This window comes from Ventrimonas faecis, from assembly GCF_040096075.1.
Taxonomy (GTDB): Bacteria; Bacillota; Clostridia; order Lachnospirales; family Lachnospiraceae; genus Brotaphodocola; species Brotaphodocola faecis.
In genome coordinates, this window is record NZ_JBBMFJ010000073.1 from 1 (window position 1) to 702 (window position 702).

Genomic DNA, 702 nt, shown 5'->3' on the forward strand with positions numbered 1-702 from the left:
GGAGCCGCTGTTGGGATACCACCCTTGTGTGACTGGGTTTCTAACCTGCAGCCGTGACCCGGCTGGGGGACAATGTCAGGTGGGGAGTTTGACTGGGGCGGTCGCCTCCGAAAGGGTATCGGAGGCGCTCAAAGGTTCCCTCAGAATGGTTGGAAACCATTTGCAGAGTGCAAAGGCATAAGGGAGCTTGACTGCGAGACCGACGGGTCGAGCAGGTAGGAAACTAGGACTTAGTGATCCGGTGGTATAAAGTGGGATTGCCATCGCTCAACGGATAAAAGCTACCCTGGGGATAACAGGCTTATCACTCCCAAGAGTTCACATCGACGGAGTGGTTTGGCACCTCGATGTCGGCTCATCGCATCCTGGGGCTGAAGTAGGTCCCAAGGGTTGGGCTGTTCGCCCATTAAAGCGGTACGCGAGCTGGGTTCAGAACGTCGTGAGACAGTTCGGTCCCTATCCGGCGTGGGCGTAGGATATTTGAGAGGAGCTGTCCTTAGTACGAGAGGACCGGGATGGACTGACCTCTGGTGCATCGGTTGGGGATCAACCCCATGGCCGAGTAGCCAAGTCGGGACGGGATAAACGCTGAAGGCATCTAAGCGTGAAGCCCCCCTCAAGATGAGATATCCCATACGCAAGTAGTAAGACCCCTTGAAGACGACGAGGTAGATAGGGCAGAGGTGGAAGTGTGGTAACACA

Annotated in this window: 1 rRNA gene; it reads left to right on the forward strand. The window is 55.8% G+C overall.

Features of this window, described 5'->3' with window-relative positions:
- A 23S ribosomal RNA gene (locus tag WMO41_RS15815) occupies positions 1–702 on the forward strand; the annotation flags it as partial.